The organism is Kaistia adipata DSM 17808 (assembly GCF_000423225.1).
In the GTDB taxonomy this organism is placed as follows: Bacteria; Pseudomonadota; Alphaproteobacteria; order Rhizobiales; family Kaistiaceae; genus Kaistia; species Kaistia adipata.
The window spans coordinates 486,420-512,976 of record NZ_KE383991.1 but is presented as its reverse complement, the minus strand read 5'-3'; the positions used below and the strand labels follow the sequence as shown (position 1 = coordinate 512,976).

General features: G+C 67.4%; 27 protein-coding genes. 22 read left to right on the top strand and 5 right to left on the bottom strand.

Going from position 1 to position 26,557, the window contains the following annotated elements; translation table 11 throughout:
* Positions 1-4: 4 nt before the first annotated feature.
* The 22 genes from G539_RS0115300 to dhaK all read left to right on the top strand — a co-directional run bounded on the left by G539_RS0115300 (position 5) and on the right by dhaK (position 21,362).
* Positions 5-1,630: a GMC family oxidoreductase gene (locus tag G539_RS0115300; RefSeq protein ID WP_035831451.1), complete on the top strand. Its 1,626-nt coding sequence runs from the start codon at positions 5-7 to the stop codon at positions 1,628-1,630.
* Entirely contained in the window at positions 1,627-2,778 is a 1,152-nt protein-coding gene (locus G539_RS0115295; protein WP_029075967.1) for a serine hydrolase domain-containing protein, read from the top strand. Before G539_RS0115300 ends, G539_RS0115295 begins: the two co-directional genes overlap by 4 nt.
* Positions 2,779-2,799: 21 nt before the next feature.
* A complete protein-coding gene (locus G539_RS0115290) occupies positions 2,800-3,546 on the top strand; it encodes an electron transfer flavoprotein subunit beta/FixA family protein (RefSeq protein ID WP_029075966.1) in 747 nt (248 codons plus the stop codon).
* Positions 3,547-3,548: 2 nt separating this feature from the next.
* Positions 3,549-4,484 carry an electron transfer flavoprotein subunit alpha/FixB family protein gene (locus tag G539_RS0115285; protein WP_029075965.1) on the top strand — a complete coding sequence of 312 codons (936 nt, stop codon included), beginning with the start codon at positions 3,549-3,551 and terminating at the stop codon, positions 4,482-4,484.
* Complete coding sequence (locus G539_RS25025) at positions 4,481-5,278, top strand: enoyl-CoA hydratase-related protein (RefSeq protein ID WP_035831447.1); 798 nt, start codon at positions 4,481-4,483, stop codon at positions 5,276-5,278. Before G539_RS0115285 ends, G539_RS25025 begins: the two co-directional genes overlap by 4 nt.
* 370 nt (positions 5,279-5,648) lie before the next feature.
* Positions 5,649-7,301, top strand: coding sequence for an ABC transporter substrate-binding protein (locus G539_RS0115265; protein WP_029075962.1), 1,653 nt, complete (start codon positions 5,649-5,651; stop codon positions 7,299-7,301).
* Between the two features lie 21 nt (positions 7,302-7,322).
* Complete coding sequence (locus G539_RS0115260; RefSeq protein ID WP_084640030.1) at positions 7,323-8,420, top strand: ABC transporter permease; 1,098 nt, start codon at positions 7,323-7,325, stop codon at positions 8,418-8,420.
* Positions 8,413-9,243 (top strand): ABC transporter permease, encoded by an 831-nt coding sequence (locus G539_RS25020; protein WP_084640029.1) that lies wholly within the window; start codon positions 8,413-8,415, stop codon positions 9,241-9,243. The genes G539_RS0115260 and G539_RS25020 overlap by 8 nt, the downstream gene beginning before the upstream one ends.
* Positions 9,240-10,217: an ABC transporter ATP-binding protein gene (locus G539_RS0115250; protein WP_029075960.1), complete on the top strand. Its 978-nt coding sequence runs from the start codon at positions 9,240-9,242 to the stop codon at positions 10,215-10,217. The genes G539_RS25020 and G539_RS0115250 overlap by 4 nt, the downstream gene beginning before the upstream one ends.
* Positions 10,204-10,977 (top strand): ATP-binding cassette domain-containing protein, encoded by a 774-nt coding sequence (locus G539_RS0115245; protein WP_029075959.1) that lies wholly within the window; start codon positions 10,204-10,206, stop codon positions 10,975-10,977. Before G539_RS0115250 ends, G539_RS0115245 begins: the two co-directional genes overlap by 14 nt.
* 324 nt (positions 10,978-11,301) lie before the next feature.
* Complete coding sequence (locus G539_RS25015; RefSeq protein ID WP_051231465.1) at positions 11,302-11,817, top strand: cucumopine synthase-related protein; 516 nt, start codon at positions 11,302-11,304, stop codon at positions 11,815-11,817.
* Positions 11,814-12,236 carry a hypothetical protein gene (locus G539_RS0115235; protein WP_029075958.1) on the top strand — a complete coding sequence of 141 codons (423 nt, stop codon included), beginning with the start codon at positions 11,814-11,816 and terminating at the stop codon, positions 12,234-12,236. Before G539_RS25015 ends, G539_RS0115235 begins: the two co-directional genes overlap by 4 nt.
* A gap of 71 nt (positions 12,237-12,307) precedes the next feature.
* Entirely contained in the window at positions 12,308-13,450 is a 1,143-nt protein-coding gene (locus tag G539_RS0115230) for an ABC transporter substrate-binding protein (protein WP_084640028.1), read from the top strand.
* An 83-nt stretch (positions 13,451-13,533) separates the two neighbouring features.
* Positions 13,534-15,411, top strand: coding sequence for an ABC transporter permease (locus G539_RS0115225; RefSeq protein WP_029075956.1), 1,878 nt, complete (start codon positions 13,534-13,536; stop codon positions 15,409-15,411).
* Complete coding sequence (locus G539_RS0115220; protein ID WP_051231463.1) at positions 15,408-16,280, top strand: ABC transporter ATP-binding protein; 873 nt, start codon at positions 15,408-15,410, stop codon at positions 16,278-16,280. The genes G539_RS0115225 and G539_RS0115220 overlap by 4 nt, the downstream gene beginning before the upstream one ends.
* A complete protein-coding gene (locus tag G539_RS0115215; RefSeq protein WP_029075954.1) occupies positions 16,273-17,010 on the top strand; it encodes an ABC transporter ATP-binding protein in 738 nt (245 codons plus the stop codon). The genes G539_RS0115220 and G539_RS0115215 overlap by 8 nt, the downstream gene beginning before the upstream one ends.
* Positions 17,011-17,014: 4 nt before the next feature.
* The gene (dhaL, locus tag G539_RS0115210; RefSeq protein ID WP_084640027.1) at positions 17,015-17,626 is read left to right on the top strand and encodes a dihydroxyacetone kinase subunit DhaL; all 612 of its coding nucleotides are present in this window, start codon (positions 17,015-17,017) and stop codon (positions 17,624-17,626) included.
* Positions 17,623-18,006 carry a dihydroxyacetone kinase phosphoryl donor subunit DhaM gene (gene dhaM, locus G539_RS0115205; protein ID WP_029075952.1) on the top strand — a complete coding sequence of 128 codons (384 nt, stop codon included), beginning with the start codon at positions 17,623-17,625 and terminating at the stop codon, positions 18,004-18,006. Before dhaL ends, dhaM begins: the two co-directional genes overlap by 4 nt.
* A 9-nt stretch (positions 18,007-18,015) precedes the next feature.
* On the top strand, positions 18,016-18,330 hold the full coding sequence (locus G539_RS0115200) for an HPr family phosphocarrier protein (RefSeq protein ID WP_029075951.1): 315 nt from the start codon (positions 18,016-18,018) through the stop codon (positions 18,328-18,330).
* Positions 18,323-19,954, top strand: a complete 1,632-nt coding sequence (locus G539_RS0115195; protein WP_029075950.1) for a phosphoenolpyruvate--protein phosphotransferase — start codon at positions 18,323-18,325, stop codon at positions 19,952-19,954. Before G539_RS0115200 ends, G539_RS0115195 begins: the two co-directional genes overlap by 8 nt.
* Positions 19,951-20,358 carry a hypothetical protein gene (locus G539_RS0115190; protein WP_051231460.1) on the top strand — a complete coding sequence of 136 codons (408 nt, stop codon included), beginning with the start codon at positions 19,951-19,953 and terminating at the stop codon, positions 20,356-20,358. Before G539_RS0115195 ends, G539_RS0115190 begins: the two co-directional genes overlap by 4 nt.
* 20 nt (positions 20,359-20,378) lie before the next feature.
* A complete protein-coding gene (gene dhaK, locus G539_RS0115185) occupies positions 20,379-21,362 on the top strand; it encodes a dihydroxyacetone kinase subunit DhaK (RefSeq protein WP_029075948.1) in 984 nt (327 codons plus the stop codon).
* A gap of 114 nt (positions 21,363-21,476) precedes the next feature.
* Here dhaK and G539_RS25010 read toward each other — a convergent pair whose 3' ends face one another.
* From G539_RS25010 to G539_RS25005, 5 genes are all read right to left on the bottom strand, one after another.
* Positions 21,477-22,430: a hypothetical protein gene (locus G539_RS25010; protein ID WP_051231458.1), complete on the bottom strand. Its 954-nt coding sequence runs from the start codon at positions 22,428-22,430 to the stop codon at positions 21,477-21,479.
* A 312-nt stretch (positions 22,431-22,742) separates the two neighbouring features.
* On the bottom strand, positions 22,743-23,228 hold the full coding sequence (locus G539_RS0115175) for a GlcG/HbpS family heme-binding protein (protein ID WP_029075947.1): 486 nt from the start codon (positions 23,226-23,228) through the stop codon (positions 22,743-22,745).
* A gap of 87 nt (positions 23,229-23,315) precedes the next feature.
* Positions 23,316-23,924 carry a response regulator transcription factor gene (locus tag G539_RS0115170; protein ID WP_029075946.1) on the bottom strand — a complete coding sequence of 203 codons (609 nt, stop codon included), beginning with the start codon at positions 23,922-23,924 and terminating at the stop codon, positions 23,316-23,318.
* Entirely contained in the window at positions 23,921-25,462 is a 1,542-nt protein-coding gene (locus G539_RS0115165) for a sensor histidine kinase (RefSeq protein ID WP_051231456.1), read from the bottom strand. The genes G539_RS0115170 and G539_RS0115165 overlap by 4 nt, the downstream gene beginning before the upstream one ends.
* 28 nt (positions 25,463-25,490) lie before the next feature.
* The gene (locus G539_RS25005) at positions 25,491-26,555 is read right to left on the bottom strand and encodes an AraC family transcriptional regulator (RefSeq protein ID WP_051231454.1); all 1,065 of its coding nucleotides are present in this window, start codon (positions 26,553-26,555) and stop codon (positions 25,491-25,493) included.
* Positions 26,556-26,557: the final 2 nt, after the last annotated feature.

Below are 26,557 nucleotides of genomic sequence, written 5' to 3'. Positions count from 1 at the left end.
CAGAATGACGCAGAGTTTTGACTATATCGTCGTCGGAGCCGGCTCCGCCGGCTGCGTGCTGGCCAATAGCCTGTCCGAAGACGGCAAGCATTCTGTGTTGCTGCTGGAGGCCGGCGGCGCCGACAGCAATCCGCTGATCAAGGTGCCGATGGTTTCCGGCCTGATTTACTTCTGGAAGTCGATCAACTGGAACTACGCGACGACGCCGCAGGCGCATCTCGACGGCCGCGCCGTCAACTGGCCGCGTGGAAAAGTGCTCGGCGGATCGTCCTCGATCAACGGCATGATGTATATGCGCGGCCATCGCGCCGACTACGACACCTGGGCGGGCCAGGGGCTGCCCGGCTGGGGCTATGCCGACATTCTTCCTTATTTCCGGCGCTCGGAAGGCCATCTCGAGCGCCCGGCCGATGCCTATCACGGCACGACCGGACCGCTCGCCGTCGTCAAGGCGAAGGGCGAGAACCCGCTCTATGGCGAATTCCTGAAGGCGGGTCTCGCCGAGGGCTTCGTCGCCAATGACGATTTCAACGGGCCGGACCAGGAAGGCCTCGGCCTCTATGATTTCAACATCCGCAACGGCCGGCGCGAAAGCACGGCGACGGCGTTCCTGCGCCCGGCGATGGGGCGCGACAACCTGACGGTCTGGACGCGGGCGCTGGCGACCAAGGTCATCCTCGAGAATGGCCGCGCCACCGGGCTGGAGCTGACCCGCAACGGCACGCCGGTCCGCGTCACGGCCAAGCGCGAGGTCATCCTGTCCGGCGGCACGATCAACTCGCCGCAATTGCTGCAGCTCTCCGGCATCGGCGATCCCGAGGCGCTGAAGCGGGCCGGCGTGACGCCGCGCGTCGAGAACCGGGAGGTCGGCCGCAATCTGCAGGACCATCTTGGCGTCTACCTCAAATATCGCTGCAAGGAGCCGATCACGCTCTATTCGCTGTTCCGGCCGGATCGCGCGATCTCGGCAGGCCTCCGAGCGCTGCTGTTCGGAACGGGCCCGGCGACCTCGATCCCGCTCGAGGCCGGCGGGTTCCTGAAGACGCGGCCCGAACTCGACATTCCCGACATCCACATCACCTTCGTGCCCGGTCTCAACCTGGAGACGACGCGGGCGGGGCAGGGGCAGCACGGCTATCTGATCAACTTCTACCAGCTGCGGCCGGAAAGCCGGGGCACGGTGCAGATCGCGGGCGTCGATCCGACCGTCGCGCCGACGATCGAGCCCAACTATCTCGAAGCCGAGGCGGACCGCCGCTGCATGCGCGACGGTGTCCGCCTCGCCCGCCGGATCGGCGCCAGCCCGGCGCTCGCCCGCCATGACGCCGGCGAGATCTCGCCCGTCACAACGGATCTGCGCGACGATGACGCCATCGACGCCTGGGTGCGCGCCGGCGCCAACACGATCTTCCATCCCGTCGGCACCTGCCGCATGGGCAGTGACGAAGGCTCGGTCGTCGACGGCGAGCTCAAGGTGCGCGGCGTGCGCGGTCTCCGCGTCGTCGACGCCTCTGTGATGCCCACCATCGTCGGCGGCAACACCTCGGCGCCGACCATGATGATCGCGGAGAAGGCCGCCGACATGATCCTCGGCCGGCCCGCGCTGGCGCCGGCGGTGCTGGCGCCATGACGATGGTCGAGGCGACCCTGTCGCCCCGTCTCTCTGGCCGGTTCGATCCTGCCTTCGCGCGCGTCGCCGACACGCTGGCCGCGATGCTGGCCTCGGGCGAGGAAACCGGCGCGGCGCTCACCGTGCTCGCTTCCGGCCGGCCGGTGGTCGAGATCCATGGAGGCGTGGCGGATGCCGCCAATGGCCGCGACTGGCGCCACGATACGCTTGCCTGCTGCTTCTCCGTCTCGAAGGGCGTGCTGTCGATCCTGGCACACCGGCTTGTCGACCAAGGTCGCGTCGACCTCGATGCGCCCGTCCGACATCTCTGGCCGGAATTCGCAGCGAACGGCAAGGCCGACATCACGGTCGCCGATGTCCTGACGCATCGCGCTGGCTTGCCTGCGGTCTCGGTGCCGCTGGCGGCGGGGGATCTCTACGACTGGTTCACCATGACGGACGCGCTGGCGCGCTCGGCTCCGGTCGTGCCACTCGATGGTCGGCCCGCCTATCACAACATGACCTATGGCTATCTGCTCGGCGAGATCCTGCGGCGCGCGACCGGCCGGCCGCTCGCCGATCTCGTGGCGGCGGAGGTGGCCGCGCCGCTCGGGGCCGATTTCGGCTTTGCCCTTTCCGATCCTGACATCCGCCGCGCGGCGCGCATGCGGCAGGACGACCCCGGATCGTTGTTCCGAACCCTCGAGGCCGAGCCGGACAGCCTGTTTTCGCGCTCGATGGCCGGGTTTGCCTCCGGCGAGGACTTCAACAGTGATCGCTGGCGCCGGGCGACGATCGGCTCCGGCAGCGGCCACGCGACCGCGACGGGGCTCGCCCGCATCTTCGGCGTCTTCGGTCGAAAGGCCGTCTTTCTGTCGCCGGAGCGCAAGCGCGCGGCCCGGACCGAGCGCACCCGCAGTCTGGGCGACGACCCGGTGTTGGGCGTGCCGATCCGGCTCGCCGAGGGGCTGGAACTGTCGCTGCCGCCCTCGTTCGATTTCGGTCCCTCGGCGGATGCCGTCGGCCATTGGGGCGCCGGCGGCGCCTTCGCCTTCGCCGATCCGGAAGCGGATCTCGCCGTCGGTTTCGTCACGGCCCGGATGGCGCCCGGCATGGGGTCTTCCGACCGCAGCCGCCGCCTCGTTGCCGCTCTCTACGATTGTCTCTGATCCTCCCAAAGGACCATGCCCATGAAAATCATCGTGCCCGTGAAGCGGGTGGTCGACGCCAATATCAAGATCCGGGTCAAGGCCGACGCCTCCGGCGTCGAGCTCGCCAATGTGAAGATGGCGATGAACCCGTTCGACGAGATCGCCGTCGAGGAGGCGCTGCGCCTCAAGGAGGCCGGCAAGGCGAGCGAGATCATCGTCGTCTCAGTCGGTGCTGCCAGCGCGGCGGAGACGATCCGCACCGCGCTCGCCATGGGCGCCGATCGCGGCATCCTGGTGAAGGCCGAGGGCCGGGTCGAGCCGCTTGCCGTCGCCAAGCTCCTGAAGGCGATCGTCGCCCGCGAGGAGCCCGGCCTGGTCATCCTCGGCAAGCAGGCGATCGACGATGATTCCAACCAGACGGGCCAGATGCTGGCGGCGCTGCTCGACTGGCCGCAGGGCACCTTCGCTTCCAAGGTCGCCGTCGACGGCGGCCAGGTCGAGGTGACGCGCGAGGTCGATGGCGGCCTTCAGACGGTGAGCCTGGCGCTGCCGGCCGTCGTGACGACGGATCTGCGCCTGAACGAGCCGCGCTATGCCTCGCTGCCCAACATCATGAAGGCGAAGAAGAAGCCGCTCGACGAGACGACGCCGGAGGCGCTCGGCGTCGACGCGACGCCGCGGCTGGAGATCGTCTCGACGCGGGAACCGTCCGGCCGCCAGGCGGGCATCAAGGTCGCTTCGGCGGCCGAACTCGTGCAAAAACTCAAGACGGCGGGAGTAATCTGACCATGGCCACGCTTCTGATCGCAGACCATGACGGCGTCCGGCTCGGCGACGCTACGGCGAAGGCTCTGACGGCCGCCCGGCAGATCGGCGCGCCGGTCGACGTCCTCGTTGCCGGTGATGGCGTCGCGGCGATCGCAGCCCAGGCGGCGTCGCTCGCGGGCGTTGCCCGGGTTCTTGTCGCGGAGGGGGCGGTGCTCGCCAACCTGCTGGCCGAGCCGCTGGCGGAACTCGTCATCCGCATCACCGACGCCTACACGGTGATCGCGGCGCCCGCGACCTCCGCCATGAAGAATGCCCTGCCGCGCGTCGCCGCTCGCCTCGACGTCATGCAGATTTCCGATGTGACGAAGGTCCTTGCCGCCGACACCTTCGAGCGCCCGATCTATGCCGGAAACGCGCTGGAAACGGTGCGCTCCGACGAGGCGAAGCGCGTGCTGACGATCCGCGCCGCCGCGTTCCCCGCGTCCGAGGCGGGTGACGCAAACGCTCCGATCGAGGCGCTCCCCGCGCCCGCCGCAAGCTCCACGTCGCGCTTCGTAGGCGCCGATCTCTCGACCTCGACGCGGCCGGAGCTTGGCTCGGCCCGCATCATCGTTTCGGGCGGACGCGCGCTCGGCTCGGCGGAAAAGTTCGACGCCGTGGTGGCGCCGCTCGCAGATCGTCTTGGCGCGGCAATCGGCGCCTCGCGCGCAGCCGTCGATTCCGGCTACGCCCCGAATGATCTACAGGTCGGCCAGACCGGCAAGATCGTCGCGCCCGAGCTCTATGTCGCGCTCGGCATCTCCGGCGCCATCCAGCATTTGGCTGGCATGAAGGATTCGAAGGTCATCGTCGCGATCAACAAGGATCCGGATGCGCCGATCTTCCAGATCGCCGATTATGGTCTCGAAGAGGACCTGTTCACGGCGGTGCCCGCGATGATGGACGCTTTGGCATGACGAGCGAGCGCGCCTTTGCCGGCGGCCAGTTGCGACTGGTCGGCCCCGGCCCGGTCGCGACGCTGGAGCTGAACCAGCCCGAGAAGCACAACGCCGTCTCCTCGGCGATGTGGTCGGCGCTGCCGGAGGCGGTGGCGGCGATCGCGGCGGACGAGGCGATCCGCGTCGTGCTCGTGCGCGGCGCCGGCGGGCGCGCCTTCAGCGCCGGCGCCGACATCAGCGAGTTCGCCGATGTCTATTCCGACGCCGGCCGGACCGAGGCCTACAACGCGGCGGTGCGGGCAGGGCAGGCGGCGCTACGCCATCTGCAGCGGCCGGTGATCGCGGTCGTCGACGGGATCTGTGTCGGCGGCGGTTGCGGCATCGCGCTCGCCTGCGATCTCCGCTTTGCCTCGTCGGCGGCGCGTTTCGCCATCACGCCTGCCCGGCTCGGTCTTGCCTACAGCTACGCCGATACGGCGCAGCTGGTCGAGAAGGTCGGTCCGGCGCGCGCCAAGGACATCCTGTTCTCCGGCCGCATGCTGCCGGCCGGCGAGGCGCTCGCCATCGGGCTGATCGACCGGGTCGTCGCGCCGGAGGAACTGGAGGGCGTCGTGCGGAACTATGCCGAGGATCTGGCGGCGCTGTCGCAGACCTCGATCCGCGCTGCCAAGGCCATCGTCAACATGCTGGTCGACCAGGGTGCCGGTACGCCCGCCGAGGCGGCTGATATCGCCGATGCGAGCTTCACCGGCCCCGACTTTCAGGAGGGCTTCCAGTCCTTCATGGAGAAGCGGAAGCCCCGCTTCCGTTGAACCGAGCGCGGCCCGTCCGGCCGCGTTCAAACCCTCTTTCTGGCCGCGGCCGGCAATGATCTGACCGCCATCGGCGCGGCCGGAAACGCCCCGCATGGCGGATGCCGATGCACGTGCGCGCGCCGCCGCCACGCGCCCGTTTGCGGCTCGCTTCCGCTTCCCTTCCTGCCGCGTTTCGCGCTCGCCAATCGTGAGCGCGATCGGTTCCCCGAGCGGCGGCGGCGATGGCGATCGATGTCGCTACGCGGGTTGACAAAGACATTTGTCCGGACAAATACTTGCTTCCAATGAGGCAAGGCTGTGTCCGTCGGATCGCTTTTCCGTCTGGGTTCAAGGCTTGAAATCTCAATAAGAACCAGAGGGAAATACGATGAACCGCACGTCCGGATTCTGTGCGCGCGCCTCCGTTTCGGCGTTGCTCTCGGTGGGGATCCTGCTTTCGGCCAGCGCGCTCGTCGCGGCGCAGGACCTGTCGCCGGTCCCGATCATCAAGGCGGTACCCTCGGTTCCCCAGCAGCTCGACCACCAGACGAAATACGAGGGCGAAACCTCCAGCTTCATCGCCAACGAGCAGGCCTCCTCGCTGTTGCAGTTCGACGTCGCCGAGCTGGAGAATGGCGGCTGCGGGCAGATGCCCAACGTCCAGACCAACCTGCGCCCGAACCTCGCCGAAAGCTGGAGCGTCGATCCGGACGGCAAGTTCATCGAGTTCAAGCTGCGCAAGGGCGTCAAGAGCTCGTTCGGCAACGAGATGACCGCCGAGGACGTCAAGTGGAGCCTGGATCGCGGGCTGAAGCAGTCGAGCGTGCTGCGCTTCCTCGCCTTCGACATGAATTCCTACCGCAAGGATGACCCGATCGAGATCGTCGATCCGCATACGATCCGCGTGCACCTCGACCAGAAGACGATCTTCGACCTGGTGATCTTCCATTGGAGCCAGTTCCAGATCTTCGACAGCACCGAAGTGCGGAAGCACGCGACGGAGGAGGACCCGCTGGCGCTTGCCTGGCTGGCCAAGAATTCCGCCGATTTCGGTCCCTGGGTGATCACCGAGGAGAGCTTCGTCCCCGGCACCCGCGTGATGCTGACGCCGAACCCGAACTACTGGGACGCCGCCAATCGCGGCAACGGCAACAGCCTCGTCGTGCTCGGCGTGCCGGAGAGCGCCACCCGTTCGCAGCTGCTGCGCAGCGGCGAGATCGATTTCGCCGCGCTGCTGCCGTTCGAGGAATATGCCGACCTGAAGGGCAGCGACACGATCGACGTGGTCAACTGCGTCAGCGCCGCGCGCGACACGCTCTTGCTGAACTACAAGGACGAACGGCTCGCCAACCCGCTGGTGCGGCAGGCGATCTCGCTTGCCATCGACCGTGACGCCATCGCCCAGGGTGTGTTCAAGGGCTTCGGCAAGCCCGCCGTCACCGGCATTCATGCCGACTACGGCATCGAGGGCCTGAAGCCCTACATCGCCCACGATGTCGAGAAGGCCCGGAAGCTGATGGCCGAGGCCGGCTATCCCGAGGGCTTCTCGATCAAGCTGACGATCAGCCCGACGCGCCCCGGCTCGCATGCCGAGCAGGAAGCGGTGTTCCTCGCCGACATGCTGCGCCAGATCGGCATCACGGCGGAGATCGAACTGGTCGCCAGCGGTAGCACCTTTTCGGAGCGCTTCTTCAAGGGCGAGTATGACGCCATGCTCTATCTCGAGCTGCCGGCCTTCGCCGATCCGTTCTACAGCCTCAACTTGATGAACCATGGCAGCTCGTTCCAGAACTCGTTCAAATACGCCAATGCCCGTTATGACGAGCTGGTCACCGAGGGGCTGCACCTGAAGGCCGAGGACAAGGAGCGCCGCCAGGCGATCCTCGTCGAGCTGTCCGAGATCATGGCCGAGAACCCGCCGCAGGTTTATCTGATCGACACGGGCATTCCGCTGGCGCGCAGCAAGAAGGTCTCCGGCTGGGAGTTCCAGCTCCACAACGGCGGCAACATCACCGCCTACAAGCTGAAGAAGACCCAGTAGTCGCGGGCCTTGGACAAGCCCATGACATCTCCCGCAACCGGGCGGGATACCGGCCCGGCCGACGCGGCGCGAGAAGCCCTCGCGCCGCCCGCCCCGCATCGCGGCCGTGCCTTCCGGGGCATGGTCGCCAAGCGGCTCGCCTTCATCCCGCTGGCGCTCTTTGCCGTCATCACCATCTCGTTCCTGTTGGTCAGCATCATGCCGGGCGACCCGGCTCTGGCCATCCTCGGCTCGACGGCGAGCGAACGGGAGGTCGCGAAGGTGCGCGGCGAACTCGGCCTCGATCGGTCGCTTTCCGAGCGCTACATCACCTATGTGGGCGATGTCCTGCAGGGCGATTTCGGCCGCTCCTTCTTCACTGGCCAGCCGATCCGCGACGAGATCGTCAAATATCTCCCCGCCAGCATCGAGTTGGTGGTGATGGCGCTCGCTGTGGCGTCGCTGGTGGGCATCACGATCGGTACAGCCGCCGGTTATTTTCGCGGCCGGGCGCCCGACAGGACCGTCCGCGTCGCCATCGCCGGTCTGGAGGCCATTCCGGGCTTCCTCGCGGGGCTGCTCCTGATCTTCTTCCTGTTCTTCCTGTGGCGGCTGGCGCCGCCGCCGACCGGGCGGCTGGGCATCATCGACGTCTATCCGCCGCCGGTGACCCGCTTCCTGCTGGTCGACCTCATCCTCGCGGGAGACTGGAACGGACTTCGTTCGGCGCTGCACAGGTCAATGCTGCCCGTGCTGACGCTCGCGCTCGGCGCCATCCCGCTCTTCGCCAAGATCACGCGCACGACGGTCGGCAATGCCATGGGCTCCAAGCAGATCCAGTATGCGCGCGCCTGCGGCCTGTCGGAGTGGCGGGTCGTCCAGTACGCGCTGCTGCAGGCGCGGACGCCGATCCTGACCTACACCGCCATGCTGTTCGGCGCGATGGTCGGCGGCTCGGCGATCATCGAGACCATCTTCTCCTGGCAGGGCCTCGGCCAGTGGGGGCTGAAGGCGATCGTGGCGCTCGACATCCCGGCGATCCAGGGCTTCGTGATCGTCACCGGCCTCTTCACCATGCTGGTCTATCTGGTGCTCGACCTGGTCGTTGCGGCGCTCGATCCGAGGATCCGGCATGGCTAGTCTGATCGCGACGGCCCGGCCGATCGGCCGCCATTTCGGCCTCGTGGCGGGGGCGCTGGTCCTCGTCGCCCTTTTGCTCGCGAGCTGGTTCCTGCCGCTGCCCTATGACCCGATCCGGCCGGACGCGGCGGCGACGCTGCAACCGCCATCAGCGCGGCACTGGTTCGGCACCGACAGCGTCGGCTTCGACGTGTTCTCGCGCACCATCGCGGCGGCCGGCCGCGACCTGCCGATCGCCTTCGGTGGCGCGCTGGCGGCGGCACTGATCGGCGTTTTCCTCGGCTTGCTGTCGACGACCAAGGGACGCGGCAGCGCGTTCCTGATGCGCTCGCTCGACGCCTTCCAGGCCTTCCCGCTGCTGGTCCTGGCGATCGCGATCGTCACGCTGACCGGCAACCGGCTGGAGATGGTGATCTTCGCCATCATCATCATCGAGGCGCCCCGCTTCCTGCGCCTGGTGCGGGCCGAGGGGCTGGCGATCCGCGAGGCGCGCTTCATCGAGGCGGCGGAGGTGATCGGTGCCAAGCCGCTGCGCGTTCTGCTCGTCCATCTGCTGCCCAACGTATCCGGCGTGATCGCCGTGCAGCTTTCGATCGCCACCGCCAACGCGCTGATGGTGGTCGCGGCGCTGAGCTTCCTCGGCATCGGCGTTTCGCCGCCGGATCCGAGCTGGGGCGCGATGATCCAGGCCGGGGCCCGCCAGATGACGGGCGGGCAGTGGTGGGTGTCGCTGTTCCCGGGACTGGCGATCTTTGTCGTCGTCGTCAGCCTCAACATGGTCGCCGACGCCCTCGACGTCATATTGGAAAGGTCGGTGCGGTGAGCCTGCATGTTCGCGATGTCGAAACCCGCTTCCGGACGGCGTCCGGCGAGATCCACGCCGTCAACGGCGTCTCCTTCGACGTCGGCGACGGCGAGTTGGTCGGGATCGTCGGCGAGAGCGGCTCGGGCAAGTCGGTCACCATCAACACCATTCTCGGGCTGATCCGCGCGCCGAACACGATCTCGCGCGGCGTCGCGACTTTTGGCGGACGCGATCTCATCGCCATGCGGTCCGGCGCGTTGCGAAAAATCCGCGGCGCGGAGATCGGCTTCATCGCGCAGAACCCGTTCGGAGCGCTCAACCCGGTGCTGCGCCTGTCGCGCCAGTTCGAGAATGTCGTCCGCGCGCATCGCCGGATCGACCGAAAGACGATCCGGCGCCAGGCGCTCGACATGCTCGGCCATGTCGGCATCCACCAGCCGGAGCGCGTGCTCGACGGCTATGCGCACGAGCTTTCCGGCGGCATGGCGCAGCGCGTCGTCATCGCGCTCGCGCTAATGCTGGATCCGACGCTGGTGGTCGCCGACGAGCCGACCACGGCGCTCGACGTCACGGTCCAGAAGCAGATCCTCGATTTGATAGCCGCGCTGGTGCGCGAGCGTCAGCGCTCGATGCTGATCATCACGCACGATCTCGGCGTCGTCGCCAATTATTGCGACCGAGTGGTGGTGATGTATTGCGGCCGCGTCATGGAGGACGGACCGGTCCGGGAGGTATTCCGCCGGCCCTACCATCCCTATGCGCTGGCGCTGCTGCGCTCGGTGCCGCGCGCCGGGCAGTCGCTGGAGACGCTGGGCGGCAGGCTGCCGAAGCTCAATGCCGAGCCAGTCGGCTGCCTGTTCCGGGATCGCTGCCCGCAGAGCAAGGACATCTGCGCCAGCGTGACGCCGCCGCTGCGCGAAGTATCGCCCGGCCGCAAGGTGGCCTGCCATCTGGATGTCGAGACGGAGGTTCCGCCCCTTGTCGCTGGTTGAAGTCCGCAACGTCTCCTGCCTGTTCGTCCGGCCGGATGGCTCGACGCTCAAGGCGATCGACGATGTCAGCCTCGACGTGCCGCGCGGGCGCACCGTCGCGGTCATTGGCGAGAGCGGCTCCGGCAAGTCGACGCTCGCGCGGCTGATCCTCGGCGTCTACAAGACGGCCGGCGGCAGTGTTCGTTTCGACGGGGTCGACATAGCCGGCTTGAGCAAGGATGCGATGCGCAAGCTGCGCGCCCGCATCGGCGTCGTCTTCCAGGAACCCTATGAATCGCTCAATCCGCGGATGCCGATCGGGCGGATCATCGAGGAACCGCTGGTCGTGCATCAGCCGGGCCTGTCGCGCGACGAGCGCCGCGCCCGCGTCGCCGCCATGCTACGCGAGGTCGACCTCGATCCCGTCGTCGCCGATCGCTACCCCGGCGCGCTTTCCGGCGGGCAGCAGCAGCGCATCGGCATCGCCCGGGCGCTGATCGGCGAGCCCAGCCTCGTCGTCCTCGACGAACCGACCTCGTCGCTCGATCTTTCGGTGCGGGCTCAGGTGCTCGTGCTGCTGGCGAAGCTGCAGAAGGCGCGCGGGCTCACCTACCTGATGATCACCCATGACCTGGCGAGCGTCGAGTATTTTGCCGACGAGGTGCTGGTGATGTACCGGGGCAGCATCGTCGAGCGAGGCCCGACCGCGAGCGTGCTCGCCGACCCGCAGCAGCCCTATACGAAGCGCCTGCTGTCGGCTCGGCTCTCCGTCGACGCCTGATCGCGCCGCGTCCCAGGAAAGGGCAGGGGCGCCGCTCGCGCAATCTCCGCAGTGTGTTGAGCGCGGATTGGTGGCCGGCGGTTGCTGCCGATTCCATAGCTGGTGCAGGCGTTTCACCCGGTCGGGCGTGCCGCCGCGACGCGGGATGCAAAGGCGCACATCATCACCGCTTGTACAGCTCGCGGCCAAGGTTTGGGCGATCAATTATTTGGTGGCTGAATGAACTGGGCAAGCTCTTGCCAGCGCTTTCGAGTTCCGATAGCAATTTGTTGAGTGCTAAACAACTCGGATAAACCCGGGGTTTTGAGCCGCTACGGAGGACCCATGGCATTGGAAGAAGCCATCGCGCTGTTTGGGCGCGAGTGCGAGGCTATCTGGCTGAAGCAGCCTGAAGAGATTCGTATTCTATCGCGCGGCGAAGGCGTGCGCGGCGTGGGCTCGCGCGGTCAGTATCTGACCCCGCTGATCTTCGCCGAGGGCACGGCTCGCTCGCTGGCCGACGAGACCATGTGGGTCGTCCGCCTGATGTGTGATCGCCCCGAAACCGACCTGGCGACGCTGAAGGTCGTCATCTCGGAGATGGTCGGCCGCAAGGCGGGCTTCTTCGAGCTGTTCGGTCTCGAGCATGCCTCGGGTCTGATCCGCACCTATATCGCCGAGGCGCAGGCGGTCGAGAGCCTGGACGACCTTCGTCGTCTGACGGATGCGGCGCTGGCTTATGCCAACCGCGTGCATGTCTGGCTGGATGCGGCCTTCCCGTGGGGTGTCTGCACCGGGTTCATGCGTCCGGGTTACGGCACGCGCAACGCCGAAGGTCTGGAGCAGGGAGGCCGCCAATGAAACTGATCCTCAACATGGATGGCCGCGACACCTGCACCATCGAGATCTGGGAAGATCGTTTCCCGGCCGTGGCCGAGGCGCTGCGCAAGGTGCTGCCGGTGACCAGCATCGCCCAGCACGGCAAGATCGTCGGCGATCTGCTGTACTTCTGCCTGCCGGTGGTGATGCCGAACGAGAAGCCGCTGACGCTGACGGAAATCTGCCGCCAGCGCCGCGCCGAGAAGGGGACCGCCGGCGGTTCCGTCTGCTTCTACGGTCCGCGCCAGCAGATCTGCATCTACTACGGCGACGACGTTTCGCCCGAGCCGTTCGAACTCTCCTATTGCGGCGAGATCATCGAGGGCAACACCGAGATGGAGCTGGCCGCCGTCAAGACCTGGACCAGCCCAGGCGTTCCGCTGACCCTGCGACTGGCTTGACCTGATCCCCGCGCGTCCGAAAAGGACGCGCGGGTTTTCGTATAAAACCAACCAGAAAATCGGGAACCATCATGAATCGTCGTTTGAACTGGCTCGGTCGTGCCGGCCTTGCCCTCGTCGCCGCCGGAATGCTGCAGGGCCTTGCTTCCCCGGCGGTTGCCCAGTCGCAGGATTCCGTGACCTTCGGCTTCTTCGCGCCGTTGACCGGCCGCTTCGGCGCCAATGGCGAGCGCTTCAAGGAAGCCGTCAACCTGTTCGTCGAGCAGACCAATGCGGGTGGCGGCATCGGCGGCAAGCCGCTGGTGGTGCTGACCGAGGATGATCGTGGCGAGCCGATGCAGGCGACCGCGATCGCGCAGAAACTCTCGGAGAACAAGGACGTCGTCGCGGCCATCGGCTCGTTCACGAGCGGCAACTCGATCGCCGCGGGCGAGATCTTCGCCGCCGCAGGCGTGCCGCAGGTCAGCCCCTCGTCCTCGCATCCCGACTACACCAAGATCTCGAAGTTCCAGTTCCGCATCCCGAATACCCAGGACACGATGTCCCTGAAGTATGTCTCGGCGCTGGAAGAGAACGCCCCGCACAAGCGGGTCGCCGTGATCTATTTCCAGGACGACTGGGGCATCTTCGTCGGCAACGCCACCAAGGCGGCGCTGGAGAAGGACGGCGCGGAAGTTCCGGTGTTCGAGGCCATGCTTCCCGACGCCCGCGATTTCCGCCCGCTGGTGACGAAGCTCCGCCAGGCCAATGTCGACAGCATCCTGCTCGCCAGCCACTACGGCCCGTCGGCGATCTTCCTGCAGCAGCTGCGGCAGGCGGGTCTCGAGCAGACCGTTGTCGGCCCGGAGACGCTCTACAATCCCGAGCTGATCACGCTGGCCGGCGATGCCGCGAACGGCGTCATCACCACCACCTACTTCTTCCCGGGTGATCCGACGAAGGTTGCTTTCGTCGATGCCTACAAGGCCAAGTATGGCCGCGAGCCCGACCTCTGGGCGGCCTATGCCTATGACGCGATCGCTATCGCGACCGCCGGTGCCAAGGCTCTGGCCGATGCCGGCAAGCCGATCACGCGCGAAGCGCTGCGCGACGCGATTGCCGACCTGCCGCCCTATGACGGTGTGACCGGCGTGACCAAGTTCGTCGACGGCACGCCCGCCAAGGATCTGACGATCCTCAAGATCACCGACGGCGCCTACACGCTGCTGAAGTGATCCTTTCCCGGCCCTGATTGCGCCGAGGGCCCCACGCGGGGCCCTCGGAAGCCGGGCGGCGATCTTTCAAGGCTTTCCCGAAAATGCTGGAACTCTTCCTGAGTCAGATCCTCAACGGGGTCGTGATCGGCTTCGTGTATGCCCTCATCGCGCTTGGCTTTAGCCTGGTGTTCGGGGTGGCGAACATCATCAACTTCGCGCAAGGTGCGCTGTTGATGCTCGGCGCATTCCTGACCTTCACCATGGTCAGGCTCGGCGCGCCCATCGCGGTGGCGATCCCGATCGCGATCGTCATTACCACGGCCACCGGCATGCTGATCGAGCGGTTGGCGCTGCGGCCGTTGCAGAATGCGCCCTATATCGCGCCGCTGCTGTCGACGCTGGCGATCGCCATCATCTTCGACGCGGCGGCCGAGATGATCTGGTCGGCGGAGATCCAGGCCTTCCCTTCGCCGCTCTCGAAATACGTGGTGTTCGTCGGCTCGGCCTATCTGACCGGCGTCGATTTCCTGATCATCGCCGTATCCCTCGGCGTCATGGCCGGACTGATGCTGTTCCTGTCGCGCAGCTGGATGGGCAAGGCCCTCCGCGCCACCGCCCAGGATCCCGAGGCGGCGACGCAGATGGGCATCAACGTGCCGCTGATGCGCCAGTTCTCGTTCGGCCTCGCCGGTGCGCTCGGCGCGCTGGCGGGTGTCCTGATCGGCATGTACTACATGTCCGTCTTCCCGCAGATGGGCATCCCCTACGGGCTCAAGGGCTTCGCCGCGGCGCTGCTGGGCGGCCTGTCGTCGATCCCCGGCGCCATCGTCGGCGGCATCCTGCTCGGCATCTTCGAGAGCCTTGCCTCCGGCTATGTCGGCGAGGGCTGGCGCGACGTCATCGCCTTCAGCGTGCTGCTGGCGGTGCTGATCGTGCGGCCGCACGGCCTCTTCGGCAACAAGTCGCTGGACGCGCTGGGCGGTGCTTCGGGTGCCACGGGCGGAATCCCGACGACGTCCGTCGTGGCCTCGATGGCCGGCGCGACCGGACGCACCAAGCAGCGTGTCCTCGAGGCGCCCCTGCTGGTCTTGCTCGCGGTCATCGCGTTGTTCGCCCTGCTGCCGGTGCTGAGTGGCTCCAACTACCTGCTGCAGGTCGGCACCCAGGCGGCGATTTACGCCGTGCTCGCGGTGTCGCTCACCCTGCTGACCGGTTCGGCTGGCGTGATCTCGATCGGCCATGCCGCCTTCTTCGGCGTCGGCGCCTATGCCGCCGCGCTGGCGGGCCGCAATTGGGGCATCCCGGCCGAGGCGGCGTTCCTACTGGCCGGCATCGCGGCTGCGGTCTTCGCCGCGGTTCTGTATTGGCCGACGATCCGCCTGTCCGGCCACACGGTGGGCCTGGCGACGCTGGCCATCGGCCAGATCGTCTACCTGGTCTGCCTGAACTGGGTGGACGTCACGCGCGGGCCGATGGGCATTCCTGGGGTGCAGCGGCCCTCGCTGCTGCTGGGGATCGACATGAAGAGCCTGACGGCGCAGTACTGGCAGGCCCTGGTGGTCCTCGCCATCGCCGTGATCATCGCCTTCGCGATGCTCAATTCGCCGATCGGCCGCACCTGGCGCGCCATCCGCGAGGACCGGCTCGCCGCGCATGCCTCGGGTGTCCCGGTGTCGCGATATCTGGTGCTGGTGTTCCTGGTGTCGGGCTTCCTGGCCGGACTGGCGGGCGCGCAGTTCGCGTTCCTGCAGAACTTCGTCAGCCCGGAGAGCTTCATGATCGACACGTCGATCGTGCTGATCTCGATGATCGTGCTGGGCGGGCTCGGCAACATCACCGGCGCGCTGATCGGCGGCGTCCTGCTGGCCATGCTGCCGGAGGTCCTGCGCGAGTTTGCCGAATACCGCATGGTCGCCTATGGCGCCATTCTCCTTCTTCTGCTGCGCTTCCGTCCGCAGGGATTGGCAGGGACCCGATGAGCACGAGCATCACCAGAGCCCGACCGGAGGCTCTGATCATCGACAAGGTCACGCGCCGGTTCGGCGGTGTCGTGGCGGCCAATGCGCTCGATTTCACCGTTCCCCAGGGCGAGTTCCTGGCGGTGGTGGGGCCGAACGGGGCCGGCAAGTCGACCTTGCTGCAGATGATCAGCGGCGTCATCCGCCCCCAGGAAGGCGAGATCCGCCTGGGCGGCCGGCGCATCGACCGGCTGCATACCGAGGCGATCAACGCGCTCGGCATCTCGCGCACCTTCCAGACCAGCCGCGTGTTCCCGATGCTGACCATCCGCGAGAGCATCATGGTCGGAACCCAGGTCGGGCTGATCGGTGGCGGGCGCACGCCGCGCCGCTACGGCCCGGTGACCGAACTGATCTCGGCGCTGTTGCGGCTGCCCGGCTATCGCGCCCGGGTGGCGGCCGCCGAGGCGCGGGCCGAAGAGGTGATGAAGATGTTCGGCGACCGGCTGTGGCCGCGCCAGAACGACCAGGCCTTTTCGCTGTCCTATGCCAACCGGCGCCGGCTCGAGATCGCGCGGGCGCTGGTCCAGGATCCCGATATCTTGCTCCTGGACGAGCCCGCCGCGGGCATGAACCCCAGCGAGACCGACGAGCTGACCGATATCATCGCGGAACTGCGGCGGATCCGGCCCGGCATGACGATCGTCATGGTCGAGCACAAGCTGCAGGTCGTGCGCCAGCTGGCGGAACGCTGCATCGTCATGGCCCAGGGCACGGTGATCGTCGATGACACGCCGGCCGGGGCACTGGAGGATCCACGTGTGATCGAGGCCTATCTGGGCACGAGGCGCTCGGCTGCGGCCTTTGGAAAGGTGAACGCAGATGGCTGAGGCACTCAATACCAAGCCGCTGGTCTCGCTGACCGACATCGACGTGTTCTACGGGCCGGTGCAGGCGCTGTTCGGCGTCAATGTGACCGTCATGCCGGGAGAGACGGTCGTCGTTCTCGGCGGCAACGCCTCCGGCAAGTCGACCACGGTGAAGACCGTGCTGGGGCTGGTCAAGGCGGCGCGCGGCGACGTCCTGTTCGACGGCCAGCGCGTGAACGGAACGCCGGCCTACCAGATGATCCAGCGGGGGCTCGGTTCGATCCCCGAGGGGCGGCGGATGTTCTCCGAGATGTCGGTGCTCGACAATCTGAAGCTCGGTGCCTACGTGCGTCGTGGCGAGTCCAAGGGCGAGCTCGACGCCCAGATCGAAGAGGCGCTGGCGATGTTTCCGCGTCTTGCAGAGCGACGGAACCAGGTTTCCGGCACGATGTCCGGTGGCGAGCAGCAGATGCTGGCCATGGCGCGGGCCTGGATGCGCAGGCCGAAGCTGCTGTGCATCGACGAGCCGTCCATGGGCCTGTCGCCGCTGTTCGTCGATCAGGTCTACGAGATCCTGGCGCAGTGGAAGGCGCGCGGCATGACCATCCTGATGGTCGAGCAGAACGCCAACATGGCGCTGTCGATCGCCGACCGGGGCTATGTGCTCAAGCAGGGCCACGTCTCCGTGACCGGCTCGGCGGCCGAGCTCCGGGATAATGACGACGTGCGTCGCGCCTATCTAGGAGGATAAGGGCATGCAGATCGACCAGGCCTTGCGCCGGCAGCTGATCGAGGCGATGGCCGCCACGGTTGAAGCGCATTGGCAGGAGCTGACCGAGCTCGACCAGGCCATCGGCGACGGTGATCACGGCACCGGCATGAAGCGCGGCTTCGACGCGGTGCTGGCGGACGCGGACAAGCTGGCGGAGCAGCCGCTGCCGGCGGGCCTGCGTGGCCTCGGCCAGAAGTTGGTGATGACCATGGGGGGCGCCTCCGGTCCGCTCTATGGCACCTTCTTCATGGAACTGGGCAAGGCGCTCGACGAGAACCCCGACCGGACGGCCTTTGCTGCCGGATTCGCCCGTGCCATGGCGGCGGTCGGCGCGCGCGGCAAGTCGGAGCCGGGGCAGAAGACGCTGCTGGACGTGCTGGCGCCGGTTTCCAAGGCGCTGGCGGAGAACGAAACATCGGCCGGCATCGCGCGCGTCGCCGCCGAGGCGGCCGAAGCCACCGTGCCGATGCTGGCCCTGCGCGGCAGGGCGGCCTTCCTGGGCCCGCGCTCGGTCGGACACATGGATCCCGGGGCGCGCTCGGCATCATTGATCATCGGCGCCGTTTGTGCCGTTCTGGAGGGGAAATCGGGATGAACGTCGGAATCGTGATCGTCTCGCATTCATCCAAGGTGGCCGAAGGCGCCGCCGACATGGTGCGGCAGATGGTGGGTGACAGCGTGCCTCTGGCCTATACCGGTGGTGACGAGGCGGGCGGTTTGGGCACCAGCGTGCCGCGCATCCTCGAGGCGATCGACGCCGCCTGGAGCGATGCGGGCGTCGCCATCCTGGTCGATCTCGGCGGCGCCGAGACCAACAGCGAGATGGCGGTCGAGATGCTGCCCCCGGAACGCCGGGATCGCGTCGTCATCTGCAATGCGCCCATCGTCGAGGGCGCCGTCATCGCCGCGGCCGAGGCCTCCGGCGGATCGCCGCTGGAGACGGTCCGCGCGGTCGCCGACGAACTGTCGGCATAGGGGGTAGCGATGTCACAGGAACATGTCGTCGCTTCGGCAATCCTCACCAACGAGGCAGGAATGCACGCCCGTCCTTCGGTCAAGCTGACCCAACTGGCCAAGTCCTTCGCCGCGACGATCGAGGTCGCGACGGATGAGGCGGGCCCTTGGGTGGACGCCAAGAGCCCGGTGAAGCTCATGCGATTTCGAGCGCCGCAGGGCACGCGGCTGTGGATGCGGGCTTCCGGCGAGGGGGCCGAGCAGGCGCTCGAGCAGGTGATGTCGCTGGTCGCCCGCAATTTCGATGAGCCCGCCGCGACGACGGTTGGCGGCAGCCATGGCTGAGCATCTGCTCGTCGGCGTCGCCTCGTCGCCGGGATTGGTCTCGGGCCGTCTCTGGCGACCCGAACCCGAGGCTGCGTCACAGACGGCAGGCCCCGCGTCCGCCGGCGATGACGAGGCGAGGCTTCGCCGCGCGATCGCCTCTGCGGGCCAGGCGCTTGCCGCGTTGCTGGATCGTCTCGACGGCGACGAGGCCGAGGTCGTCGGCATGCAGATCGCCTTCCTCGAGGATGATGAGTTGGCCCGCCCGGCCTTCGAGGCGATCGCAGCAGGCCAGCCGGCCGATGAGGCCTGGACCGCCGCAATGGACGCCGAGATCGCCGCTTATCAGGCGTCGGATGACGAGTATTTCCGCGCGAGGGCCGTCGATTTTCAGGACATCCGCGATCGGGTGCTAGCCATTCTCTTGGGCGACGCGGGCGGGGTGCTCGAGGTGCCGGATCAGGCCATTCTCCTGGCCGCCGAGCTGCGGCCATCCGAGTTCCTGTCGGCCCGCTGGGGCGCGGGGGCGGGCATCGCCCTGGCCCAGGGCAGCCCGACCAGCCATGTCGCCATGCTGGCGCGCGGGCGTGGGCTTCCGATGGTGGTCGGTCTCGGAGACGAGGCTCTGGCGCTTCGGGGCGACGCGCTTCTGGACGGTGCGGCCGGAACGCTGGTGGTCGAGCCGGATGAACACCGGCTGGCGACGGCCAAGGCGCGCCTTGCTTCCGAGACGGCTGGGCGAGCCGAGGCCGCCGCCTTTGCCGCGCGACCGGCGCTCAGCCGCGACGGCGTGCGGGTGGCCGTGCAGGCGACGATCGCCGACCCGGCCGAGCTCGACGGGCTGGACCCGGCGCACTTCGACGGCATCGGCCTCGTACGGACCGAGCTCTTCCTTGATCGCCCCGAGCGGCTGATGGATGAGGAAGGGCAGCTCGCCGCCTATTCGCGCATCCTCGCCTGGGCAGGCGGGCGGCCGGTCACGGTCCGCACGCTGGATGCCGGCGGCGACAAGCCGATCGCGGGCTACACGCCGGCGCACGAGGCCAATCCGTTCCTTGGCATGCGCGGCATCCGTTTGTCCCTGCGCCACCCCGACGTGTTCCGCGTGCAGCTTCGCGCCCTGGCGCGCGCCGCGGCGACCGGGCCTCTCAAGGTGATGCTGCCGATGGTGACGCTGCCCGGCGAGGTCGCCGCGGCGCGGGCGCTGCTCGAGGCGGAGATCGCGGCGCTGGCCGCGTCCGGCGTCGCGCACGGGCGTCCCGCGCTGGGCATCATGGTCGAGGTTCCCGCCGTCGCCATCACGCCAGAGCGGTTCGACGCCGATTTCTATTCGATCGGATCGAATGATCTGGTGCAGTACACCTGCGCCATCAGCCGCGAGGAGGCCGCCTCGGCGCAACTCGGTTCGGCGGCGGATCCGTCCGTGCTGGCGTTGATCGCCCGCGTGACGGCGCATGGCCGGCAGGTCGGGCGCGAGGTCAGCCTGTGCGGCGACGCCGGCGGCGATCCGGTCATGGTGCCGGCGCTGCTGGCCGCCGGGCTCCGCTCTTTGTCGGTGCAGCCGGGCCTGGCGGGGGCGGTCAAGGCGGTGATCGCCGGGCTCGACCTGGCCGCGTCAGGCGAACCGGGGGCGCCATCGTCATGACGGCGTCCCGCGTGCCCAAGCCGATCCGGCACTACAAGGAACTGCTGCGTCAGGTCCTGGACAGCCGACCCTCGGGCACGCGGCAAAGGCTGGCGACGGCGCTGGGCACGAACCGTTCCTTCGTGTCGCAGATCAGCAGCCCCAGCTACCGGGTGGCGATCCCCACCCATCACATCGAAACCATCATGCAGGTCTGCCATTTCTCGCCAGCCGAGAAGGCCGAGTTCCTGGCCGCCTATGATGCCGCGCATCCCGATCAACGGCAGCCGGCGGACGCCAGGGCCGGGCAGCGCACGATCCAGCTCACGCTGCCGGATCTGGGCAGCGCGCGGGCCAACCGGTTGCTGGACGAGGCCGTTCACGACATGGTCCGCAGCATCGTCCGCATCCTGCAGGAAAAGTGACCGTACCGAGGGGGAAGTCCATGAAGAAGCTGATCAACGACGTCGCGAACGTGCTGGATGAGAGCCTGGACGGCTTCGCCGCGGCGCATGCCGACCTGATCGAGATGGATGCCGAACGCCGCTATGTGCGACGTCGGAACGTCACGCCCGGAAAGGTCGCGCTGGTCTCCGGCGGCGGTTCCGGTCACGAGCCGCTGCATGCGGGCTTCGTGGGGCAGGGCATGCTCGATGCCGCGGTGCCGGGCGCAATCTTCACCTCGCCGACGCCGGATCGCATCCTGGCCGCGATCGAGGCGGTCGGCAGCGATGTCGGCACCCTGCTGATCGTCAAGAACTACGAAGGCGACGTGATGAACTTCGAGATGGCGGCGGAGATGGCCTCCGGGCCCGTCGCGCGGGTTCTCGTCGACGACGACGTCGCGGTCGACAATTCTGCCTATACCATCGGCCGGCGCGGCGTGGCGGGAACGCTGGTGGTCGAGAAGATCCTCGGCGCCGCCGCCGAGCGCGGTGCAGATCTGGACACGCTCGTCGCGTTGGGCGAGCGGGTCAATGCGGCCACGCGCTCGATGGGTGTGGCGCTGAGCTCCTGCACGGTGCCGGCCGCGGGTACGCCCACGTTCCAGCTGGCCGAAAACGAGATCGAGATCGGCGTGGGCATTCATGGCGAGCCCGGCCGTCGGCGGGGGCCGATGGCGCCGGCCGATGCCATCGTCAACGAGCTGATGGATGCGATCCTGGCGGATCTCCGACCTGCCGCGGGTGCGCGCTGCCTGCTGTTCGTCAACGGCTTCGGCGGCACGCCGTCGGTCGAGTTGTATCTCGTGTACAACGCGGCGCGCCGTCGCCTGCAGGCCGAGGGGCTTGAGGCTGCGCGCAGCCTGGTCGGCAGCTATGTCACCTCTCTCGAAATGGCAGGCTGCTCGCTGACCGTGACGGTCCTGGACGACGAGCTGGCGGCGCTCTGGGATGCGCCGGTGCGCACCTCGGCCCTGACCTGGTAGCTCAACCGCGAACCGGCTCCCGGTTCGCGGCCGAACGAATGGCAGGACGGCGCAGGATCGCCCTGCCTGATCACCATGGGCTCATCGCGCCTTCGGCCGGCGGGCCGTCAATGGTCATGTCGACACGGTTCGCAAAGCCGGTTGCTCTTCCCGCAACGCGGCGTGGAGCTGGCCGTAGCTCGGTGCCAGTCTTCTCAGTCGGGCGGCGGCTTCGGCATCCCGGCCCGTCGTCAGAAGATACTGCAGCGCGCCCACCAGCTGAGCCTGATCGGAAGCGATCCGCGCGGCGCGGACGGCGCCGATCCGCGCGAGGCATGTCGCCGCGTCGGCGAGCCGCCTGGCGCCGACGCGGACGGCGAACTGGATCAGGTGGCCGCGAAGGCCATCGTCACAGCCCTTCTCGATCCTGTCCGCGAGGGTGTTGGCGGCCGCCTCGTTGCCGAGGGTGCCTTCCGGCAGATGGTGTTCGCATTCCATCGACAACAGGCGCATGGACGCATCGAGCGAGGCTCGGATCATGTCCTCCTCGGCAACCGAGCGCAGGCGTCGGAAGCCGGTCCGCATGGTGTAGGGCTCGCCATAGTCGAGCGTCTCCGCTCGCCAGGCTTCCATGAAGTCTTCGAGCGGCAGGCAGGCGAAAGGATGGCCTTCCGGGTCGTGCATCCAGACCCAGCCGCCCTCGACGGCGAGCACGACGACGTAGTGATCCGCGGCGATCGGGCCGTCCTTGCCCGGTTGATGCCGGAGCCAGCCCATCTCGACGGGACCGATCCAGACCGGGCCACTTGCGAGAGCGGTCCGGAGCCGCCCCAGCGCTTCGGGCGCGTTCCCGCCCTTCGTTACGGTCGAGGCCCAGCCCATGGTTTCGAGAGCGGTGTCGAACCCGGTTTCGGGTGTCCAGCCATAGGGATCGAAGAAGGGTAGGGTGCCGCCGACGAGCTGCATCCCGAAGGGACTGCCGGTTGCAAACTCGATCACCGCCGTGGCAGGCGCGGCGTCGCCAAGCATCATGGCGAATGAATTAGAGTAGCAATAGGGGCTGGAGCCGAAATATGGAAAATGATTCATAATTTCACCTCTGATCTGTGCTCAGGAGGTGTGTCATGGGTGGGAAATTGAATAAAATTGTCAATAGTTAGATATTTGAACTAGGTGTGGTCGAAATGAAATATTCATATCGACGATATTTTGATTTGGCGATACCGTTGATTGATTGGAGATTTGTTTTTCGAACAAAGGGATTTTGGGCGCGATGCGCCCGGTTCGATGCGGGCGAACTTGTCTCGATCGGCCGCGCCGATTGTCGGAAGTCGTCCCGGCGCGGCATCGCGTCGATGGAAATGCGGCCCGCGGGCGGGCCGCATCACAGTCTTGGCGGGCCTACTCGGCCGCGCCGATTGCCTTGAGGCCGGCTGCCGCGCAGCTGGCGTCGATGTCGCCCGAGGGGGCGCCGCCGACGCCGATGCCGCCGACCACCGCCTTGCCAAACTTGACCGGCAGGCCGCCGCCCTGGATCACCATGCGAGTATCCATGTCGCGCAGGCCGTCATTGGCGGGCTTGCCGGCGATGAACTCGGCGAGCCCGGCCGTGTCGCGGCCCATCGCGGCGGCCGTGAAGGCCTTGCCGGTGGCGCTCGCCCCGGTATGCGGGCCGGAATTATCGGCCTTCAGCAGCACCTTGGTCGCGCCGTCGCGGGCCACGATGGCGACGCTGACATTGTGGCCTTCGGCGGCGCAGGCCTTGAGCGCGGCGTCGGCCGCCTTGGCTGCCATGTCGAGCGGCAGGTAGGGGGCGGTCGGCAGTTCCTGCGCCGTTGCGGCAAGCGGAGCGAGCAGGGCGGTTGCGAAAACGAGCTTGCGGATCAAGATGATCTCCTTTCCAGCGGATGGAAGGAAACTAGATCGATCCCGCGCAGCGCGGCATTCGTAGGGCTTGCGGTTGCCTCGGTAGTTCTACGGATCCTCGCGCCCTTCGAGCCATAGCCGCGTCATCTCGGCCTGCGAGGTGGTGCCGAGCTTGGCGCCGATGGCGGCACGGTGGCTCTCGACGGTGCGCGGCGACAGGCCGAGGCCCTCGGCGATCTCCCGCGTGGTGAAGCCTTCCGTGATGCGGCCGAGCACTTCGCGTTCGCGCGGTGTCAGGCCGGCGAGCAGGGCCTGCGTTTCGGCTTTCTCGGCCCGCAGGCGCAAGGCGCGCTCCAGCGCGTCCTGACCCTTCTGGATGGCGTCGATCAGGTCCTGCTCGTCGACTGGCTTCGACAGGAAGTCGATCGCCCCGTTGCGGAAGGCCCGGCGGCAGGCCTCGATGTCGCCATGGCCCGAAATGACGATGGTCGGCCAATCGATTCCGCGAGCTGCGAGCTGTTCCTGCAGCTTCAGTCCGGAAATGACCGGCATGCGGATGTCGAGGACCAGGCAGCCGGGATCCAGTTTCGGAACCTGGGCCAGGAATGCCTGCGGATCGGCGAAGCTCACGACCTCGATGCCGACCGTGGACAGAAGCAGCCCAAGCGCGCGGCGCACGGCCTCGTCGTCATCGACCAGGTAGACGGGGCGGTTCATGGCATCGACTCCGGTCGGCCGTCGTGGCGTGGCAGCACGACGCGGAACGTCGCACCGGGGCCTTGCTCGACCAATGTGATTTCTCCTCCGGCGCGTTCGACCAGACGTTGGCTCAGCGCCAGGCCGAGGCCGGTGCCGTCGGCGCGGGTCGTCGTGAAGGGGGTGAACAGGCGCGGACGCAGGTCTTCCGGCACGCCGGGTCCGTTGTCGGCGATTTCCAGCACGATCTGGCTTCCATTCGGATTCAGGGAAATGGAGACGCGCCCTGAGCCGTCCGAACCGCTCGTCGCCTCGATTGCGTTGCGCAGGAGGTTGAACGCGACCTGTTCCATCTCGACGGGGTCGGCGCTGACGAGAGCCGGCGCGTCAGGCGTTTCGAAGGCGAGCTGAACGCCATGGGCGGCGGCATCCGCAGCGAGTAGGGCGTGCACGTTGCGCAGGGTGTCGCGCAGGTCGATCGGCACCGTCGGCGCGCGCTGCGGGCGAGACCAGTTTCGGAAGCGCTTCAGGATGTCGGAGGCGCGGCGCGCCTGGGCGACGGTGTCGTCGAGCACCGGCGCGAGCGCGGCCGTTTCTCCCTGGCCGAGGATGCGTCGTCCCGCCTGGGCCTGGGCCAGGATCGCCGTGAGCGGCTGCGTCAGCTCATGCGCCAGGCCGCTGGCCATTTCGCCCAGCGCATTGACGCGCGAGGCGTGGGCGAGGCGCGTCTCCAGCGCACTGAGGCGGGCCTGCTCGATCGCGGCGCTCGTCCGCATGCGCTGACGAAGCGCGGCCATCAGGGCGAGATAGCCGAGAGCAACGGCGGCGAGCACCAGGATCGTCGGGAGCCATGGAAGGAGGTCGGCGAGGCCGATCCGAATTCCGGTATTCAGGACCAGCGGCTGGGAGGCGCTGCCGAGCGTCTTGGACAGCCGGATCGCCTCCGTCGGAGTTCCGCCCTCGCTCAGGAGGGAATGCCCGTCCGGCAGCGACAGGCCGAGCGAAACGCCGGGTCGGGACCAGTATGGCGTTGCCTCGCCCAGTAGTTTCCGCGCATCGATGCCGAGCATCAGCCCGTAGCGCGCGGCGTCCGAATTCGGGCTGCGCTTCACCATTCCATAGTGGTGCGGCTTGTCAGGGTGGGGCAGGAGGGTGATCTGTCCCTTGGATGCCTGCGCGGCCGAGCGGATGAGATCCGTCGTCTCCGGCGAGAGCGGTTCGGTGCCGATCGTCCGGTCCTGCGCATCGAATGGAACGAGCTGCACCTCGTCGATGCGCGGATAGAAGCGCGAAATGGTGGCCGCGACATCGAGGAAGAGGTCGTTCCTCGCTCCCTGCGCGGCGACCGCGATGGCCGACAGCGCCGTCAGATGCGCGTCATGCTGGTCCGCGCGCTGTGAAACGAGCCGCTGCAGGACAGCGCTCTCTTGCTCGAGTTCGGTCACGAGGGCGTGTCGCTGGAATACCGCGAGGGCGCCGGCCGCGGCGACCAGCAGCAGGCACAGGATGCCGATCCGCTTGAGCGGGCTTTCCAGGATCCGTCCGAGTTGCTGGATCATGCCGCGTTTCGACCAGCCGCCATCAGAACTAGGCCGTGGCCGAGACACGCGGCGATCCGCTGTCGGATTGTTGCGCCGCCAGCGCCCTGGGCGTGCAGCCATAGCGCTTGCGGAACGCATAGGAGAAGTACTGGCTGGAATTGAACCCGCAGGCCATCGCGATGTCGGTGATGCTGGGGCGCTTGGCATCGCGCAGCATGACCGACGCCCGCTCGAGCCGGAGATGCTGGAGGAACTGCAACGGGCTCATGTTGGTCAGGAGCTTGCAATAGTCGGCGAAGCGCGTCCGCGACAGGCCGCATTCCTCGGCCATCAGTTCGAGCGTCCAGTCTTCTTCGGAGCGGGCCGGCAGGCGACGGAGGAAGATCGAAACGGTGTTCTGGGCCGTCGACAGATTGGGATCGAGCGCCGGCACCTGCTCCAGCATGCGATCGATCAGGGCGAGCATGACGGTGTTGAGGGCCACCTTGAGCCGGGTCTCGCCGGTCTCCGGCGTGCGGCTGGAAAGGATCGACGCGATGGCCTCGAAGGCGTTGCCGAGCTCGCTGTTGCCGTCCCAGACGGGCTGGTTGTTCTGGGTCAGGATCTTGCCGAGCGTCGTTGCTTCCTCATCGGAGAACACCATCCATTCCGGCCAGCTCCAGCTTTCGTTTGGGCGACGGAGGCCGGCGTCGAGGATCAGCCAGAGCAGGCGACTGGGGCCGACCACGGGCTCGCCGATCGAGTGCAGCTGCCAGGGCCGGATGACGATGAACTGGCCCTGCTGAAGTTCGTATTCGGTGTCGTCGACAATGAGCCTCAGGCTGCCCCGGGACAGGAACGCGATCTTGAAGCCCTCGTTGCAGTGGCGCTTCAGGCCCCAGTTCTGCTGGAACTTCGCATCCCAGAAACCGGTGGTGCAGATGCCGGGCAGCCGCTCCCCCAGCGACGTGCCAGGATAGCTGCCACGCGTCCAGGCTCGAAGCTCCACTTCGCCACGGCCGGCGGCGATCTGAAGGTCGCGACAATTGTCGGCATACATCAGCGAACCGGGCTGCCGGAAAACCGTCGGCCGGTTCCTCGGGTCGATATCGGCGCCGACATGCTTGTTCATGG

Excerpts from the sequence above, each read along its gene's own strand:
- G539_RS0115215 (WP_029075954.1), top strand. The coding sequence starts at position 16,273 with ATGGCTGAGGCACTCAATACCAAGCCGCTGGTCTCGCTGACCGACATC.
- G539_RS0115295 (WP_029075967.1), top strand. The coding sequence starts at position 1,627 with ATGACGATGGTCGAGGCGACCCTGTCGCCCCGTCTCTCTGGCCGGTTC.
- G539_RS25005 (WP_051231454.1), bottom strand. The coding sequence starts at position 26,555 with ATGAACAAGCATGTCGGCGCCGATATCGACCCGAGGAACCGGCCGACG.
- G539_RS0115265 (WP_029075962.1), top strand. The coding sequence starts at position 5,649 with ATGAACCGCACGTCCGGATTCTGTGCGCGCGCCTCCGTTTCGGCGTTG.
- G539_RS25025 (WP_035831447.1), top strand. The coding sequence starts at position 4,481 with ATGACGAGCGAGCGCGCCTTTGCCGGCGGCCAGTTGCGACTGGTCGGC.
- G539_RS0115230 (WP_084640028.1), top strand. The coding sequence starts at position 12,308 with ATGAATCGTCGTTTGAACTGGCTCGGTCGTGCCGGCCTTGCCCTCGTC.
- dhaM (WP_029075952.1), top strand. The coding sequence starts at position 17,623 with ATGAACGTCGGAATCGTGATCGTCTCGCATTCATCCAAGGTGGCCGAA.
- G539_RS0115260 (WP_084640030.1), top strand. The coding sequence starts at position 7,323 with ATGACATCTCCCGCAACCGGGCGGGATACCGGCCCGGCCGACGCGGCG.
- G539_RS0115165 (WP_051231456.1), bottom strand. The coding sequence starts at position 25,462 with ATGATCCAGCAACTCGGACGGATCCTGGAAAGCCCGCTCAAGCGGATC.
- G539_RS0115290 (WP_029075966.1), top strand. The coding sequence starts at position 2,800 with ATGAAAATCATCGTGCCCGTGAAGCGGGTGGTCGACGCCAATATCAAG.
- G539_RS0115300 (WP_035831451.1), top strand. The coding sequence starts at position 5 with ATGACGCAGAGTTTTGACTATATCGTCGTCGGAGCCGGCTCCGCCGGC.
- G539_RS0115220 (WP_051231463.1), top strand. The coding sequence starts at position 15,408 with ATGAGCACGAGCATCACCAGAGCCCGACCGGAGGCTCTGATCATCGAC.
- G539_RS0115200 (WP_029075951.1), top strand. The coding sequence starts at position 18,016 with ATGTCACAGGAACATGTCGTCGCTTCGGCAATCCTCACCAACGAGGCA.
- dhaL (WP_084640027.1), top strand. The coding sequence starts at position 17,015 with ATGCAGATCGACCAGGCCTTGCGCCGGCAGCTGATCGAGGCGATGGCC.
- dhaK (WP_029075948.1), top strand. The coding sequence starts at position 20,379 with ATGAAGAAGCTGATCAACGACGTCGCGAACGTGCTGGATGAGAGCCTG.
- G539_RS0115195 (WP_029075950.1), top strand. The coding sequence starts at position 18,323 with ATGGCTGAGCATCTGCTCGTCGGCGTCGCCTCGTCGCCGGGATTGGTC.
- G539_RS0115170 (WP_029075946.1), bottom strand. The coding sequence starts at position 23,924 with ATGAACCGCCCCGTCTACCTGGTCGATGACGACGAGGCCGTGCGCCGC.
- G539_RS25015 (WP_051231465.1), top strand. The coding sequence starts at position 11,302 with ATGGCATTGGAAGAAGCCATCGCGCTGTTTGGGCGCGAGTGCGAGGCT.
- G539_RS25020 (WP_084640029.1), top strand. The coding sequence starts at position 8,413 with ATGGCTAGTCTGATCGCGACGGCCCGGCCGATCGGCCGCCATTTCGGC.
- G539_RS0115235 (WP_029075958.1), top strand. The coding sequence starts at position 11,814 with ATGAAACTGATCCTCAACATGGATGGCCGCGACACCTGCACCATCGAG.
- G539_RS0115225 (WP_029075956.1), top strand. The coding sequence starts at position 13,534 with ATGCTGGAACTCTTCCTGAGTCAGATCCTCAACGGGGTCGTGATCGGC.
- G539_RS0115190 (WP_051231460.1), top strand. The coding sequence starts at position 19,951 with ATGACGGCGTCCCGCGTGCCCAAGCCGATCCGGCACTACAAGGAACTG.
- G539_RS25010 (WP_051231458.1), bottom strand. The coding sequence starts at position 22,430 with ATGAATCATTTTCCATATTTCGGCTCCAGCCCCTATTGCTACTCTAAT.
- G539_RS0115285 (WP_029075965.1), top strand. The coding sequence starts at position 3,549 with ATGGCCACGCTTCTGATCGCAGACCATGACGGCGTCCGGCTCGGCGAC.